Annotated in this window: 11 protein-coding genes; 2 read left to right on the top strand and 9 right to left on the bottom strand. The window is 65.3% G+C overall.

What is annotated here, in order from left to right:
* Positions 1–154: 154 nt before the first annotated feature.
* Genes DFO68_RS06200 through DFO68_RS06185 form a run of 4 tightly spaced genes read right to left on the bottom strand, consistent with a single transcriptional unit; the run spans position 155 to position 6,870 of the window.
* The gene (locus DFO68_RS06200) at positions 155–3,493 is read right to left on the bottom strand and encodes a glycoside hydrolase family 99-like domain-containing protein (protein ID WP_133482790.1); all 3,339 of its coding nucleotides are present in this window, start codon (positions 3,491–3,493) and stop codon (positions 155–157) included.
* On the bottom strand, positions 3,490–4,956 hold the full coding sequence (locus tag DFO68_RS06195; RefSeq protein ID WP_243726435.1) for an ABC transporter ATP-binding protein: 1,467 nt from the start codon (positions 4,954–4,956) through the stop codon (positions 3,490–3,492). Before DFO68_RS06195 ends, DFO68_RS06200 begins: the two co-directional genes overlap by 4 nt.
* Positions 4,946–5,917 (bottom strand): ABC transporter permease, encoded by a 972-nt coding sequence (locus DFO68_RS06190; RefSeq protein WP_243726434.1) that lies wholly within the window; start codon positions 5,915–5,917, stop codon positions 4,946–4,948. Before DFO68_RS06190 ends, DFO68_RS06195 begins: the two co-directional genes overlap by 11 nt.
* The gene (locus DFO68_RS06185; protein ID WP_133482789.1) at positions 5,914–6,870 is read right to left on the bottom strand and encodes a glycosyltransferase family 2 protein; all 957 of its coding nucleotides are present in this window, start codon (positions 6,868–6,870) and stop codon (positions 5,914–5,916) included. Before DFO68_RS06185 ends, DFO68_RS06190 begins: the two co-directional genes overlap by 4 nt.
* Before the next feature lie 77 nt (positions 6,871–6,947).
* Here DFO68_RS06185 and DFO68_RS06180 point away from each other — a divergent pair, with 77 nt between their 5' ends.
* On the top strand, positions 6,948–7,853 hold the full coding sequence (locus DFO68_RS06180; RefSeq protein ID WP_133482788.1) for a glycosyltransferase family 2 protein: 906 nt from the start codon (positions 6,948–6,950) through the stop codon (positions 7,851–7,853).
* Positions 7,854–7,874: 21 nt separating this feature from the next.
* Here the strand turns inward: DFO68_RS06180 and DFO68_RS06175 are convergent, their stop codons facing one another.
* From DFO68_RS06175 to rfbB, 5 genes are all read right to left on the bottom strand, one after another.
* The gene (locus DFO68_RS06175) at positions 7,875–9,257 is read right to left on the bottom strand and encodes an undecaprenyl-phosphate glucose phosphotransferase (protein WP_243726433.1); all 1,383 of its coding nucleotides are present in this window, start codon (positions 9,255–9,257) and stop codon (positions 7,875–7,877) included.
* Between the two features lie 89 nt (positions 9,258–9,346).
* Positions 9,347–9,895, bottom strand: coding sequence for a dTDP-4-dehydrorhamnose 3,5-epimerase (gene rfbC / locus DFO68_RS06170; protein WP_133482787.1), 549 nt, complete (start codon positions 9,893–9,895; stop codon positions 9,347–9,349).
* On the bottom strand, positions 9,892–10,779 hold the full coding sequence (gene rfbA / locus DFO68_RS06165) for a glucose-1-phosphate thymidylyltransferase RfbA (protein WP_133482786.1): 888 nt from the start codon (positions 10,777–10,779) through the stop codon (positions 9,892–9,894). The genes rfbC and rfbA overlap by 4 nt, the downstream gene beginning before the upstream one ends.
* Before the next feature lie 25 nt (positions 10,780–10,804).
* The gene (gene rfbD, locus DFO68_RS06160; protein WP_133482785.1) at positions 10,805–11,689 is read right to left on the bottom strand and encodes a dTDP-4-dehydrorhamnose reductase; all 885 of its coding nucleotides are present in this window, start codon (positions 11,687–11,689) and stop codon (positions 10,805–10,807) included.
* A complete protein-coding gene (rfbB, locus tag DFO68_RS06155) occupies positions 11,686–12,768 on the bottom strand; it encodes a dTDP-glucose 4,6-dehydratase (RefSeq protein WP_133482784.1) in 1,083 nt (360 codons plus the stop codon). The genes rfbD and rfbB overlap by 4 nt, the downstream gene beginning before the upstream one ends.
* A 279-nt stretch (positions 12,769–13,047) precedes the next feature.
* Here rfbB and DFO68_RS06150 point away from each other — a divergent pair, with 279 nt between their 5' ends.
* A complete protein-coding gene (locus DFO68_RS06150) occupies positions 13,048–14,364 on the top strand; it encodes a hypothetical protein (protein ID WP_133482783.1) in 1,317 nt (438 codons plus the stop codon).
* Positions 14,365–14,376: the final 12 nt, after the last annotated feature.

Below are 14,376 nucleotides of genomic sequence, written 5' to 3'. Positions count from 1 at the left end.
CCGCCTTCGGCGCCTACCGTGAATCGCGCGATTCACTCGAGCCGATGGTAGCAGCCCTTTTCACCCCCCGCTACATCAGTTTTCGTGTTGTTCAGCGATGCCGCACGTATTTTGGCGGCAGGTCGTGAACAGTGTTCGCTGCATACGGGTCGCCTCATGACAGGCGGCGCTTGAGGGCACCGGCCCGGCGCCTTGCCTGCTGCGCCCGCTGCATGAGCCAGCCCTTGAAGCGATGCCGGGGGGCATCGAGGGCGCCCTCTTCTGCTGGCGCATGCCCCAGCGGCACCCTGGAATGGGCAAAGGGGTAGGGGTGAACGGGCAGCGGCTCCTCGGCCGCAGCGGGCGCCTGGGTGTCGGTAACGCGCATGCCGGCACCTTGGCAGACCGCGGCGAAAACGCGCTCCAGTGCATGGGCCAGGGTGCCGTCGGTCTGGCCGGCCTCCTCTTCGAAGTCGTCGAGGGCGAGCTGCTCCAGCAGGGGGGCAACGGCCTGGGGGCGGCACCAGAACATGCTGCCTGCGAAGAAGCGGACCTCCTCCAGGGCCAGCGACACGCCCAACGTATCCAGCAGCCGGCGGATGCCTTCGGGGCCACCCCGGTGGTCGCCCCAGTAGAGGCGGTATTCCAGCCAGTGCCCATGCGGCCCGACCATGCCCAGCTCGGGGTGCCGAGCGAAGGCATCGAGAATGGCCGCCACCTGCCGGCGCGACCCGAGCAGCTGGCCGAAGAATGCCTGCCGCCAGCGGTCGCCATCGCCACGGTGGACGGAGCGCTTGGCGTGTACCTTGCAAACCTGCTGATAGCCCAACGGTGCGATGGCGTTCATGACCCGCAGGAAAGGCAGGATGTCACGGCCATGGTTGGGCAGGGGTATCAGGTGCGCATCCGGCTTCCAGGCGAGGATGGTATCGCGGATGGGCGTCTCGACATCCGGCGGCAGGGTGACGTAAAGGTCGAACGCATCCTCCAGGTTGGCCAGGTAGCCGGTGACCTCATCCCACAGCTCGGTGTAGTAGAGATGCAGCACCACGGCCGTGGCGTGCCGGGCCTTAAGGTTGTGCAGCTCGGGGGGAACAGGAAAGCCCGGTGCCGGCAGGGCCGGCAGGGCGCTCGCGCAATAGCGCTGCATGACGTTACGCGTGGCGGCCAGGTAGGCGTAGCCGTAGCGGCGGTCCGGCTCCAGATAGGCGCCTTCCGCCCATTCGTTCCAGGCGTTGATGAAGACCAGCCGCTGCGCTTCCGGCAAGGCGTTGGCTTCGCGGCAGGCACCGGCCAGCCACTGCTGGTAGCGCCCCGGCGTGGCAGCGGCGAAGATAAAGCCGCGTCCGGGCTTGCGCGCCTCGTTATCCCAGGAGGGAAAAACGGTGCGGTAGCGCAGGTAGTCGACCGGGGGCTTGGCCAGTTGGGTCTCGACCAGGCTGCAATAGTCGTACACCTGCCCCTGATGATCGGGGTTGATGAACTCCAGGCGCTCTTCGATGCGCCGCGCGTGGGTGTCGTGTGGCGGAAACTCGACGGCGGCATCGAATCCGTAGGGGCGCGGGTCGCCGATGCCGAAGCTTTGCGCCGCTACCAGGTGCAGCTCGCCGATGCCCTGCTCGCGGCAGTAGCGGCGCCAGGTCTCGGCGGTCTTGCGTGCATCCGGCAGGATATCCACCCGGTAGACGATCAGCAGCGGCTTGCCATCCACGCGCAGGTAGCGCGGGTCGGCTAGCAGCGGTGCAACGTCCTCGATGAACTCGAGGTCGTCCTGGGGCTGATGTTTCTGCTCGATGAGCACGTCGTTTTCCTGACCATCCCAGCGCCGCGTCCAGTTCTCGTTGGCCCAGCAGAGGCAGAAGGGGAAATCGATGTTGGGGTTGGCCACATACTGGTCAATGGGCGCCTCCAGCAGGCGCTTGCGGCCACTGAACCAGTAGTAGTGGAAGCAGAAGGCGGCAAGCCCATGCTGGCGTGCCAGCTCGACCTGGCGCTCCTGCACCTGGGGCAGGCGCAGGTCGTAGAAGCCCAGCTCGCCCGGCTGGCGGGGCTGGTAGTGGCCGATGAACTGCGGCACGGCCTTGCTGACATTGGTCCACTCGGTGAAGCCCTTGCCCCACCAGCGGTCGTTTTCGGGGATGGGATGGAACTGGGGCAGGTAGAAGGCGATGGCACGTATCTGCGGTGGCTCGGGCAGGCTTGCGTCGTCCAGCGGTACATAGGTCGGAGCTACCTGGGTCGCATCCTGGAAGAGCTGCTCGAACAGCGCCCCTTCTGCCGCCGGCGCCCGGCTCTGGTCCGACGCCCCCTCGGCGGCTTTCGCAGGCTGGTGGTCGAGATAGTGGAGCAGGGGATGCTGGTGCTGTTCGATCAGCCAGGGATGCTGGCACAGCCAGTCGAGGGTATTGAAATGCGGCGAAGGGTCGCGGCCCTCGAAGCCACCGCGGTGCAGAAAATGATCGAGGGGGTCGAGCCGGCGGCTCTGCACGTCGGGATTGTGGCTGAGGTACCAGGCCGGGTCGAACAAGCCGCTGGCGGCGATCCGGTAGCGGGCGCTGGGGCCAGCGCGCCACTCGGCCAGGCGGCGCTTGAGACGCCTGAGCAACTGCTTGAACAGCCAGGTGGGCGCATGGGCATGGCTGGCCAGGATGGCATGCGCGTGCACGCGCGCCTTGAGCTGCTGTTCGAGCATGGCGATCGATGCATCGCGCTCGGCCACGGCGGCGCCACGCTGCTCAAGCTCCATCTCCCGGGCCTGGATGGTGGCCTCGCGCTCAAGCGCCGCATCGCTCTTTTCGACGCCATGCAGGTAGAGGCTGCTGGAGCCTGCCGGCAGCTCGCCGTCGCTGGCCAGGGCCAGCAGGTAGAGGGGGTGCGGCAGCCCGGAGCGGCCTTCCGGGTCGTTGGCGTCGTAGGTGGTCAGCTCGGGCGCAGCGCTGTCGATGATGGCCGAGGCGTATACCACCCGCTGGCCGACCACCGCATGGCGCGCAAAGTGGCGTGCCAACAGCGCCTCGAACTCGTCACGATAGAGCTCCTTGACGTGGTAGGGGTTGGCGTAGCCGGGCACGTCGCTGTATTCGCGCTTGTCGGGGCTGGAAATGATCAAAAGGCCATGCGGGCGCAGCACGCGCTTGATCTCGCTGAGCATGGCGGCGTGCCGGTCGTGGTGCTCGATGGTCTCGAAACTCACGACCACGTCGACGCTGGCGTCGGGCAGCGGAATGGCGGCGCAGTCGCCCTGGCGATACTCGAGGTTGTCGCGGGCGTAGTGCTGGGTGGCGTGGGCGACGGCATCGGCGGCGATATCCACGCCAATGACGTGTTGCGCCACGCCGGCCAGCAGGTGGCTGCCGTAGCCTTCGCCGCAGGCAATATCGAGGACTCGCCTGTCGGCCACGTAGCGCCGGGCGAACAGGTAGCGATGGTAGTGCTCGGCAACGATATCGCCCTCGAACTGGGGCAGGAAGCGCTCCCCCGTTTTCGGGAGCTCGGTTCGAGTTGGCTCGTTCATGATGAAGGCTTTACCTGAAGGCTGATCTGATGCATGGGAATACCGACGAGGCCGTGGCTCTGGCTGCTGGCGTGGGATTTGAAGAACAGCGCATCGTGCAGCCAGTGGTGCTGAATGTGGTCGTGCTGGGTGCCATCGGCGATGGCGGCGCTGATGGAGTAGTCACCCTGGGGCAGGATGGGCATGCGAAAGCTGAAACGCGCCTCCAGCACTCCGCCGGGTAGCGTGGTGACGGGGCTGTCCTGGTAGCTCAGGAAGGTGTTGTCGCCAAATAGCGTCTGCCCCAGGCGATCCTTGACGTAAAAGCCCAGGATCGGCTGCATCAGCGGCTGCTCGCTGTGTACCCGGGCACGAATGCTGAGGGTCACCTCCTCGCCACCGACCACCCAGGTGAGCGTTCGGTCGTCGGCGTCGCGCAGGCTGACCTCCTCGATCAGCGCGCCGCCCTTGCCGAAGCCTTCCGCGGCGGGGTCGAACTGGAAGATTTCCAGGTCGTTGCGGTAGGCGCTGGCGTTGAGCAGGTCCTGGCGCATGTCACGCGTCAGGCGGTGGATCACCGGAGCTTGTGCGGGGCAGTGGCTGCTCTGCTCGGCGTCGCCGGCGTCGCCGCTGGCGACGTCGGCGCTGGCGCCCTGTTGCCCTTCAAAGAAGGCCTTGAGGTAGGCGCTGGCGACTTTCTTGGGCGAGCCCTCTGCGACGACCTGCCCGCCTTCCAGCCAGATGGCCCGCTGGCAGAGGTTGAGCACGGCGGAGGTGTCGTGGCTGACGAACAGCACGGTGCCGTGCTGCATGAAGCGGCGCAAAAAGCGCATGCACTTCTGCACGAAGAACGCATCCCCCACGGCCAGGGCCTCGTCGATCACCAGGATGTCGGCATCGACGTGGGCGATCACGGCGAAAGCGAGCCGAACATACATGCCGCTGGAGTAGGTCTTCACGGGCTGGTCGATGAACTCGCCGATATCGGCGAAGGCCAGAATATCGGCCAGGCGAGCATCGATTTCCGCCTTGCTCAAGCCCAGTACCGAGGCGTTCATATAGACGTTTTCGCGCCCGGTGAACTCGGGGTCGAACCCGGCGCCGAGCTCCAGCAGCGCGGCAACACGCCCCTGGGTGTAAATCTCGCCATGGGTGGGCGTGAGCGTTCCGCAGATCATCTGCAGCAGGGTCGATTTGCCCGAGCCGTTACGGCCGATGATGCCAACCGTCTCGCCTCTGGCCACCTCAAAGCTGATCCCGTCGAGCGCACGGAACTCCCGGCCATAGTGGCGCGCCGCCTTGCCCAGCAGGCGATGCACACGAGGCATGACGAACTGCTTGAGACGGTCACGGGGCTGGGCGTAGACCTGGTAGTATTTGGCGACATCGACCAGCCGGATCACGGTTTCCGGCGCAACGGCGGCCGACGGCTCGGGCTGGGCGGAATCGGCCCGAGCTGCCATGGATACGGCATCAGAGCACATCGGCGAACCCCTTGCGCGTCTTTTGGAACCAGCCATAACCCAGCCACGCCACCAGCACTGCCAGCGCCAGGTAGTGCAGTAGACCCAGCCAGTCGGGCAACTGCCCGGCGATAACCACCAGGCGCAGCTGCTCGATGATGAAGGTCAGCGGATTGAGCAGAATGAAGGGGTGGAAGCGTTCTGGCAGCGCCTCGAGCGGATAGAAGATGGGGGAGAGGAACAGCAGGACGGTAGCAAGAAGCCCCATTGTCTGGCCGATATCGCGCAGGTAGACCCCCAGGGAGGCGAGCAGCCAGCTGATACCTGCCGCCAGCACGACCAGCGGCAGCAGCACCACCGGCGCCAGCCAGAACGTGAGCGGCAGGGTCGCCGAGAGCAGCAGTTGGGCCAGCAGCAGCACCGCCAGGCTGACGGCGGCATGGAACAGTGCCGAACCGAGCGTTACCAGCGGCAGGATGGCCAGGGGAAAGACCACCTTCTTGACGTAGTTGACGTTGCCCAGGATCAGCGAGGGGCTGCGGGTGAGCACCTCGGCAAAAATGCCATGCACGACCATGCCGGCAAACAGCTGCAGGGCAAAACCGGCCCGCCCGCCTTCGGCTTCCAGCCCCCAGCGGGCGTTGAACACCACGGTGAATACGAAGGTGTAGACGGCCAGCATGATCAGCGGGTTGAAGAAGGACCAGGCCAGGCCAAGCATCGAGCCCTTGTAGCGGCCGGCCACGTCACGCTTGACCATGCGCACCACAAGGTCGCGATGGCACCAGAGGTGATCCAGCATGGCGGGCGGCGCAATGCTGTGTGGAGTGTGCGGATTCATGGGTTCCTTGAGGTTGGGGCGCCCACTGCGGCCCTGGCCACAGCGCCCGGAAGTGGCGGCTCGCCGGTGTGCCGGGGCTGGCGCAGGCAGGCGCGTCAGCAGTAGCTCCTCGCGCAGCGGGCCATAGTCTACAGCAGTCACGACTTATTGAGAATTGCGGCCACGTACAGGGCCCACTGGCCCAGCCGCGATTGCCGATAGACGCCCGCCCGCCAGAATCCGTACAGCCTGGCCAGGGCGCGCTGCCGACGCGCCGCCTGGAAGCACTGCAGCTGTTGGCGGTGGGATGGCGTCAGCCAGGCCTGGCGAGCTTGCAGCGCGTTCAGCTGGGAATCGAGGTGCTGGCGGTGCTGCCCTTGCCACAGCCGCTTCACACGCGGCCAGATGCTGCTCCAGCCGGCGCGCATGCCAATCTGGTTGCCGCCATGCTGTCGGTAGTCGAGGCAGGGGTCGGGGTCGAAGTACACGAGGCCGCCGATGCCGCTGATCCACAGGTAGCACCACCAGTCGTGCAGGCCGACCTCGGGCAGGCCGGCCTCGACGAGCCGCCGGCGCGCAGCTGCATTGAGCACCATGGTGTTGCCGCTGGCGATGTTCTGCACCAGCGCATTGGCAAACCCGGGCGCGCGGCAGGGCGGTGAAAGCCCGATGGGGAAACCCTTGGCATCGACCAGGCGCGTCCTCGCTGCATAAAGCGAGGGGGCCTCAGCCGCCGCGGTAGCCAGCCAGGCCACCGCCCGCGCCAGCTTGTCGGCGTGCCAGATATCGTCCTGGTCGGCCAGGGCAAAAGCATCGGCCTGGATGTCGGCATCCGCCAGCAGGCTGTTGAAATTGGCCGCAAAGCCTCGCTGCGGCCCGAGCCGCAGGCGTAGGCGCTGCCGGCCCCAGCGGCGCTGGTAGTGTTCGAGTATCCTCGTGGTGCCATCGCTGGAGCCATCGTCGGATACCCACAGGGTCCAGTGCGGGTGGGTCTGTGCGGCGATGGAGTCGAGCTGCTCAGCCAGGTAGGCTTCGCCCTGATAGGTACAGAGCAGAATGGCAACATGCCAGTGGGCAGGGGGAGCAGAGGCCAACGAAGGGCTGAGTTGCGCCATGGAAAGAGCGGGTCTCGTGTAGCATGAACCTAGAGGATAACACCGCGGGCGGGTCAAGGAAGTCCAGGAGAAATCTCATGAAGATGGCCATCTGCGTACCCACCCTGAATGCCGGCTCGGCGTGGCGTGACTGGCTGGCAAGCACCCTGCCGGCCGCTTGCGGGGCGCGGGTACTGGTCATCGATTCGTCCTCGGACGACGCGACCGCGCAACGGGCCAGGCACGCCGGCTGTGAGGTGGTGGTCATCGAGCGGCAGGCGTTCAACCACGGCGCAACGCGCAACCTAGCGCTCGAGCGGCTCGATGACTGCGAGGTGGTGGTGTTTTTGACCCAGGACGCCGTGGTGGCCGATCAAGGGGCCTTGAAGCGCCTGGCGGCAGCCTTCGCGGACCCGACGATCGGCGCGGCCTATGGCCGGCAGCTGCCCCACGCCGATGCCACACCTCTCGCCGCCCATGCGCGGCTGTTCAACTACCCTGCCCGCTCTCGCTCGGTGGATAAAGACGACATCCCGCGCCTGGGCATCAAGACGGCGTTTCTCTCCAACTCCTTTGCGGCCTATCGCCGCGAGGCACTGCTGGCGGTCGGCGGCTTTGCCGATGATGTGATTCTCGCCGAGGACATGCTGGCCGGGGCGCGCCTGCTGGCCGCGGGCTGGCGGCTGGCGTACTGCGCCGAGGCGCGGGTTTACCACTCGCACAACTATTCGCTGACCGAGGAGTTCCGGCGCTACTTCGATATCGGCGTGCTGCATAGCCGGGAGGCCTGGCTGCTGGCGTGGCTGGGGCGGGCGGAGGGCGAAGGGGGGCGCTTCGTGCGCTCGGAAGCGGGCTACCTGCTGCGCCATGCTCCCTGGCGGCTGCCGGAGGCGGCGCTGCGCACCCTGCTGAAATACGCGGGCTACCGGCTGGGGAAGCTGGAGGGCCGGCTGCCCCTGTCGCTCAAGCGCTGGCTTTGCCTGCATCGCCACTATTGGCGATAGGGCTTGGCGGCGGCAGCCGCTTCAGGGCTTGCGGTTGATGAAGCCGCGGGTGAGGGTCATGACAAGGATCTTGAGATCGAAGCCGAGCGACCAGTTGTCGATGTAGTAGAGGTCGTATTCGACGCGCTTTTTCATGTCGTCGAGGCTTTCGGTGTGCCCGCGCCAGCCATTGACCTGGGCCCAGCCGGTCATGCCGGGCTTGACGCGGTGGCGCTGCATGTAGTCTTCGATCACGTCCTTGTAGTATTCGTTGTGGTCCATGGCGTGGGGGCGCGGGCCAACCAGCGACATGCGCCCCTGGAGCACGTTGTAGAGCTGGGGCAGCTCGTCGAGGCTGGTGCGGCGCAAAAAGGCGCCCAGCGGGGTGATGCGCGGGTCGCCGTAGCTGGCCTGCTGGGTGTGCTGGGCGTGGTGAAGGCTCATGGTGCGAAACTTGTAGATGCGAAAGCGCTTGCCGTCGAGGCCGTGGCGCTGTTGCTTGAACAGCACCGGCCCGCCCATCCGGCACTTGATCGCGGCGGCGACGCCAAGCATCACCGGCAGAAAGACGAGAAAGAGCCCCAGGCCGAGCAGGCGGTCTTCCAGCGACTTGAGCAGCCGCAGGGGGCTGCTGTCCAGCGGGCTGTAGTTGAGTTCGAGCGAGTAGAGCCCGGCCACCTGGGCGGGGCGGTGATTGAGCAGGCGGATATCCGACAGGTCGGGGAAGTAGCGCACGTTCACGGGAATGCCGATCAGGGCCGTGGCCAGGCAGCGCACCTTCTCGCCATCGGATAGCGGGTAGCCGAGCCAGATTTCGTCGAAGTCACGCGTAAAGGCGCTCTGGTTGGCAAGGGCTTCGATGCCGGCCATGAAGCCTGGGCTGTCGTCGTCCAGATAGGCATGGGCCCTGGCATAGCCGATGTAGGGCATCTCGATAAGGTGCCTTTCCAGGCGCTCGACGTTTTCCCGGCGCCCCACCAGCAGCGCCCGCTTGAGGTTGCGCCCCTGGGCGCGCAGATGGCGCAGGTAGCCGTAGAGGCCGGCACGCAGCACGGAGCCCGACACAAGCACCGCCAGGGACGAAAGGCCCATCCACAGGCGGGAGAAGTTCTCGGTGCTCTGGGTGGCCACCAGCAGCAGGCTGAGCAGAACCAGGGTGGCGGCCCAGCTGAGCATGTAGGTGCCCAGCATGGAGTAGAGGCTGCGCCCGCGCCAGGGCAGGTAGAGCCCCATCAGCTCGCCCAGGGCGGGCAGCATGAGGCTGCCGGCCAGGATCAGTAGGGCGTAATCGGCACGCCCGGCCATCTGAACATGGGGAAGCAGCCACAGGGTGATCACGGCGATCACCATGGCGATCACGGCATCGAAGCAGCGCATGGCGCGGCGCAGCCAGTCGCTGCCCTGGGTTGACTTCAGTGTGCTCATGTAGGGTGAACGCCGCGCATCCGACCAGCTCCCGCATCAGTTCACTCGAACAGCTCGTCAATCGAACAGCTCGTCAATCGAACAGCTCGTCAATCGAACAGCTCGGCCTCGGCGAGCAAGGCGCCGGCGCTGTCCTTGTCCGAGAGCGCCAGCGGCACGGGCGGCTCGGGCCAGTGGATGCCGAGCGCCGGGTCGTCGTAGCGGATGCAGCGCTCGGACTGGGGATGGTAGTAGTCGGTGGTCTTGTAGAGGAAGTCCGCGGTGGTTGAGAGCACCACGAAGGCGTGGCCGAAGCCTTCCGGCACCCACAGCTGGCGGTGGTTGTCGGCGGTGAGCTCGACGCCCGTCCACTGGCCGAAGTGCGGCGAATGGCGGCGCAGGTCCACCGCCAGGTCCCAGACGCTGCCGCTTGCCACCCGCACCAGCTTGCCCTGGGGCCTTTCCAGCTGGTAGTGAATCCCGCGCAGCACCCCCTGGCGCGAACGCGAGTGGTTGTCCTGCACGAAGTGTCGCCGACAGCCCGTGGCCGTCTCGAAGGCCTGCTGGTTGAAGCTCTCCATGAAAAAGCCCCGGGCATCGCCGAACACCTTGGGGGTCAGGATCAGCACGCCGGGCAGGGAGGTCTCTTCCACGTTCATGGGCGGCCCTCCTCGGCATCCAGGCGGGCCAGCAGGTACTGGCCGTAACCGGTCTTGGCCAGGGCCATTGCCGAATGACGCAGGGCGGCATCGCTCAGCCAGCCTTGCTGCCAGGCGATCTCCTCGAGGCAGGCTACCTTCAGGCCCTGGCGGTGCTCGATGGTCTGGACGTACTGGCTGGCCTCGAGCAGGCTGTCGTGGGTGCCGGTATCCAGCCAGGCAAAGCCGCGCCCCAGGCGCTCGACGCGCAGGTCGCCACGCTCGAGGTAGGCGTTGTTGATGCTGGTGATCTCGAGCTCGCCGCGCTCGCTGGGGGTTACCTGCCGGGCGATGTCCACCACGTCGTTGTCGTAGAAGTAGAGCCCGGTTACGGCATAGGGCGATTTGGGCCGGGCGGGCTTCTCCTCGATGGAGACCGCCCGGCCCTCGGCATCGAATGCCACCACGCCGAAGCGTTCGGGATCTTTCACCAGGTAGCCGAATACCGTGGCGCCTGCTGGCTGGTCTGCCGCGCGCCTGAGCTGCTCGGAGAAGTGCTGGCCATGGAAGATGTTGTCGCCCAGCACCAGGCATACCGGCGATGCGCCGATGAACGACTCGCCGATGATAAAGGCCTGGGCCAGGCCTTCCGGCCGGGGCTGAACGGCATACTCGAAGCGCACGCCGAAATCCTCGCCGCTGCCCAGCAGCTGCTCGTACTGGGGCAGGTCTTCCGGGGTGGAGATGATCAGTATCTCGCGGATACCCGCCAGCATCAGCACCGAGATCGGGTAGTAGATCATCGGCTTGTCGTAGATCGGCAGCAGCTGCTTGGATACCCCGCGGGTGATGGGGTGCAGGCGAGTGCCGCTGCCGCCGGCCAGAATGATGCCTTTGCGTTGCATGGGGGCTCCTTGCGTACCCTCGCCCTTACGCTGAGCGGGGGGCGATCTCCTCGAGTGTCAGTGCTGCCTGGCGCTGCCAGCTTGGCAGGCGTGTTGCCAGGGCCTGCTCTAGCTTGTCCAGTTCCAGCCGCGAATTCAACGGTCTTGGTGCCGGGGTGGGGTAATCGGCCGTGGCAATGGGCGCCACGGCCGCCGGCGTGATGGCAAGGGGCAGGCCGGCTTGCTCGGCCAGGGCGAATATCTCCTGGGCAAAGCCGTGCCAGCTGGTTTCGCCTCTGGGCGCCAGGTGATAGAGGCCCGAGCCCAGCGAGTGGCGCCGGGCCAGCATCTGTTGGGTCACCAGCGCAATCAAGCGCGCGGGCGTGGGGGCGCCCCGCTGGTCTGCCACCACCTTGAGCACACTGCGCTCGGCGCCGAGGCGCAGCATCGTCTTCATGAAGTTGCGGCCCCGGGCGCTGTAGACCCAGCTGGTGCGAAAGATCAGATGCCGGCAGCCGCTTTGCTCAATGGCTCGGTCACCTGCCAGCTTGGTGCGGCCATAGGCATTCACTGGCGAGGGCTTAGCCGTTTCCCTCCAGGGCGCGCTTCCGCTGCCCGAATAGACGTAATCCGACGAGTAGTGAACCAGCCAGGCGTCGCGCGCGCGGCAGTAATCCGCCAGCTGTGCCGGCAGCTGGGCATTCAGCCGCGTGGCAAGGGCGGTGTCGGTCTCGGCGCCATCCACGGCGGTGTAGGCGGCTGCGTTCACTACCAGATCGGGCTGGTGGCGGGCAAGCCAGCGCTCCACGGCCTGGGCATCGGCCAGGTCGAGCTCGGGGCGCGTGGGGGCGAGTATCTCGCCCAGGGTAACCAGCTGGCGGCGCAGCTCGAAGCCTACCTGGCCGGTGCCGCCGGTGATCAGAAGCTTCATTTCGGCGCTCCCGTGCCCAGGCGCTGGCCCTGGTAGCGGCCATCCTGCACCCGCTGCCACCATTCACGGTTGTCCAGGTACCACTGCAGAGTCTTGTCCAGGCCGCTCTCGAAGGTCTCCTGCGGGCGCCAGCCAAGCTCGCGCGCCATCTTGCCGGCGTCGATGGCATAGCGCTGGTCATGCCCTGGGCGGTCGGCAACGAAGGTGATCAGGTCGTGATGGATGCTGCCCGGGGCAAGGTGTGCCGTGCCCACCCGCTCGTCGAGCAGGGTGCAGAGGGTCTCGACCACCTCGAGGTTGGTCTTCTCGTTGTGCCCGCCGATGTTGTAGGTCTCCCCTACCCGGCCTTCGGTGAGCACCTTGAGCAGCGCCCGGACGTGATCCTCCACATAGAGCCAGTCGCGCACCTGCTGGCCATTGCCGTAGACCGGCAGCGGCTTTCCCGCCAGGGCATTGAGGATCATCAGCGGAATCAGCTTCTCGGGAAAGTGGCAGGGGCCGTAGTTGTTCGAGCAGTTGGTGACCAGCACCGGCAGGCCATAGGTGCGGTGCCAGGCGCGCACCAGATGATCCGAGCTTGCCTTGCTTGCCGAATAGGGCGAGCTCGGCGCGTAGGGGGTCTGCTCGGTGAAGAGCGCTTGCGGGTCTTCGAGGTCGCCGTAGACCTCATCGGTGGAGACATGGTGAAAGCGGAAGGCCGCGGCCCGCTTCGGGGCCTGTTGCTGCAGCTGATTCCAGTAATGGCGCGCCGCCTCGAGCAGCACGTAGGTTCCCAGGATGTTGGTCTGGATGAATTCCGCCGGGCCGTCGATGGAGCGATCCACATGCGACTCCGCCGCCAGGTGCATCACCGCATCCGGCTGCTGGGCCCTGAACACCTCGGCCATGTGGGCGGCATCGCGAATATCGCCGTGGATGAACAGATGCCGCGGGTCATTCGCCACCGGCGCCAGGGATTCCAGGTTACCCGCATAGGTCAGAGCGTCGACGTTGACCACCTCATGGGGCGTCTCGGCAATCAGGTAGCGCACCACGGCGGAACCGATGAATCCCGCCCCGCCGGTAATCAAGAACTTCATGGCTTGTCTCGTTGCTGGTTGTCTCTTGAACAGGCGTCACCCTGGCGCTGCGGCCAGGCAGCCGCCACGCAAAGAGGCAAGGATAGCATGGCGTCAGGCGTATTTCTCAAGCGGGACGCTGGAGCCGAGTTGCCGGAGTGCGTCAGGATTTCACGCTTCCGGGCTGAAGTTTTGCGGCGATCATCATAAAACTTTTCCTCAAACAGACAACGCACGCTATTCTGAATTTGCCTTTCAGGCTTGATCACGACTCATCAATCCATGGACGAGGAAAGCCCCATGAGTGAAATTCAAACCTTTGGTACACGCATTACCTTCGGCACCAGCGAGCAGGATCGCCTTGTCGCGGATTCAGGTGTTTACTCCCTTTACGGCCTGGAAGGCGACGACACCCTGATCAGCCAGTGGGACGATGACGAATGGCGACAAGGCGCCCTGGCCGGCGGTAGCGGGAATGACAGCTACCATGCGCGTGCCGACATAACCGAAATTATCGACGCTGCGGGAAACGATACCCTGCATCTTGCCGGTAGCCAAGATGAATACATGGGCGCCCTGCTGGATGGCCGCGACCTGGTACTGGCCAACATGTGGTCGGGTCAGTCCGTTCTCGTCATCGATTTCACTGGCCAGGGCCGCATCGAGACCTTCGTGGACGAGAGTGGATCGCGGCTCGGTGCGGGCGAAGTCGAACGCCTGGTCTACAGCGAAGGCGCAGGCAATATAGGTTATGCCGAGCTGGAAGCCTACACTGGAATATCGTCTTCTAATTTTAATGCCGCGAGGGAAATCGATATTGCCCTGGCAACTCTGGACTGGAATGCCGTCTTTCAGCAGCTTGCCGATGCGGGCAGCACAGACAAAAGTGCCATTGCCGATGCCATCCAGACCCAGGCTCTGCCCCAGCTGAGCTCCAACGGGCAGCAACTATGGCAGGATTCCGGGGCTTACCAGGCACTGCTCAATAGCGAGTATCAGGGTTTAGAGGCCAACCTGCCTTCAGGCAGCGAAAATGCTCCGTCCTCTCCACCCTCTCTTCCCTCCATTCCCGGCTTCGATGCCAGCTTCTATCTGCAACAGAACCCGGACGTTGCCGCTGCCGGCATCAACCCGGTGGAGCATTTCGTCAATTACGGCTGGCAGGAGGGGCGAGATCCCAATCCCTGGTTCGATAGCGGCTTCTATCTACAACAGAACCTGGACGTTGCCGCTGCCGGCATCAACCCGGTGGAGCATTTCGTCAATTACGGCTGGCAGGAGGGGCGAGATCCCAATCCCTGGTTCGATAGCGGCTTCTATCTACAACAGAACCCGGACGTTGCCACTGTCGGCATCAACCCGGTGGAGCATTTCGTCAATTACGGCTGGCAGGAGGGGCGTAATCCTAACGCTCTGTTCGATACCAACTTCTATCTACAACAGAACCCGGACGTTGCCGCTGTCGGCATCAACCCGGTGGAGCATTTCGTCAATTACGGCTGGCAGGAGGGGCGAGATCCCAGTGCCGACTTCGACACATCCGACTACCTAGACGCGAATCCGGAGCTGGCGCTTTCCGGCATCAGTCCCCTTGAGCACGCGCTGCAGGTGGGCTAACAGCCGCAAGCC

The sequence above is a fragment of the Halomonas ventosae genome (genome assembly GCF_004361885.1).
GTDB lineage: Bacteria > Pseudomonadota > Gammaproteobacteria > Pseudomonadales > Halomonadaceae > Halomonas > Halomonas ventosae_C.
This window is presented reverse-complemented; position numbering and strand designations above follow the sequence as displayed.

Bases quoted from the DNA above. Each gene is read 5' to 3' on its own strand.
- DFO68_RS06200 (WP_133482790.1), bottom strand. From the start codon at position 3,493: ATGAACGAGCCAACTCGAACCGAGCTCCCGAAAACGGGGGAGCGCTTC.
- DFO68_RS06195 (WP_243726435.1), bottom strand. From the start codon at position 4,956: ATGTGCTCTGATGCCGTATCCATGGCAGCTCGGGCCGATTCCGCCCAG.
- DFO68_RS06185 (WP_133482789.1), bottom strand. From the start codon at position 6,870: ATGGCGCAACTCAGCCCTTCGTTGGCCTCTGCTCCCCCTGCCCACTGG.
- DFO68_RS06180 (WP_133482788.1), top strand. From the start codon at position 6,948: ATGAAGATGGCCATCTGCGTACCCACCCTGAATGCCGGCTCGGCGTGG.
- DFO68_RS06175 (WP_243726433.1), bottom strand. From the start codon at position 9,257: ATGAGCACACTGAAGTCAACCCAGGGCAGCGACTGGCTGCGCCGCGCC.
- rfbC (WP_133482787.1), bottom strand. From the start codon at position 9,895: ATGAACGTGGAAGAGACCTCCCTGCCCGGCGTGCTGATCCTGACCCCC.
- rfbA (WP_133482786.1), bottom strand. From the start codon at position 10,779: ATGCAACGCAAAGGCATCATTCTGGCCGGCGGCAGCGGCACTCGCCTG.
- rfbD (WP_133482785.1), bottom strand. From the start codon at position 11,689: ATGAAGCTTCTGATCACCGGCGGCACCGGCCAGGTAGGCTTCGAGCTG.
- rfbB (WP_133482784.1), bottom strand. From the start codon at position 12,768: ATGAAGTTCTTGATTACCGGCGGGGCGGGATTCATCGGTTCCGCCGTG.
- DFO68_RS06150 (WP_133482783.1), top strand. From the start codon at position 13,048: ATGAGTGAAATTCAAACCTTTGGTACACGCATTACCTTCGGCACCAGC.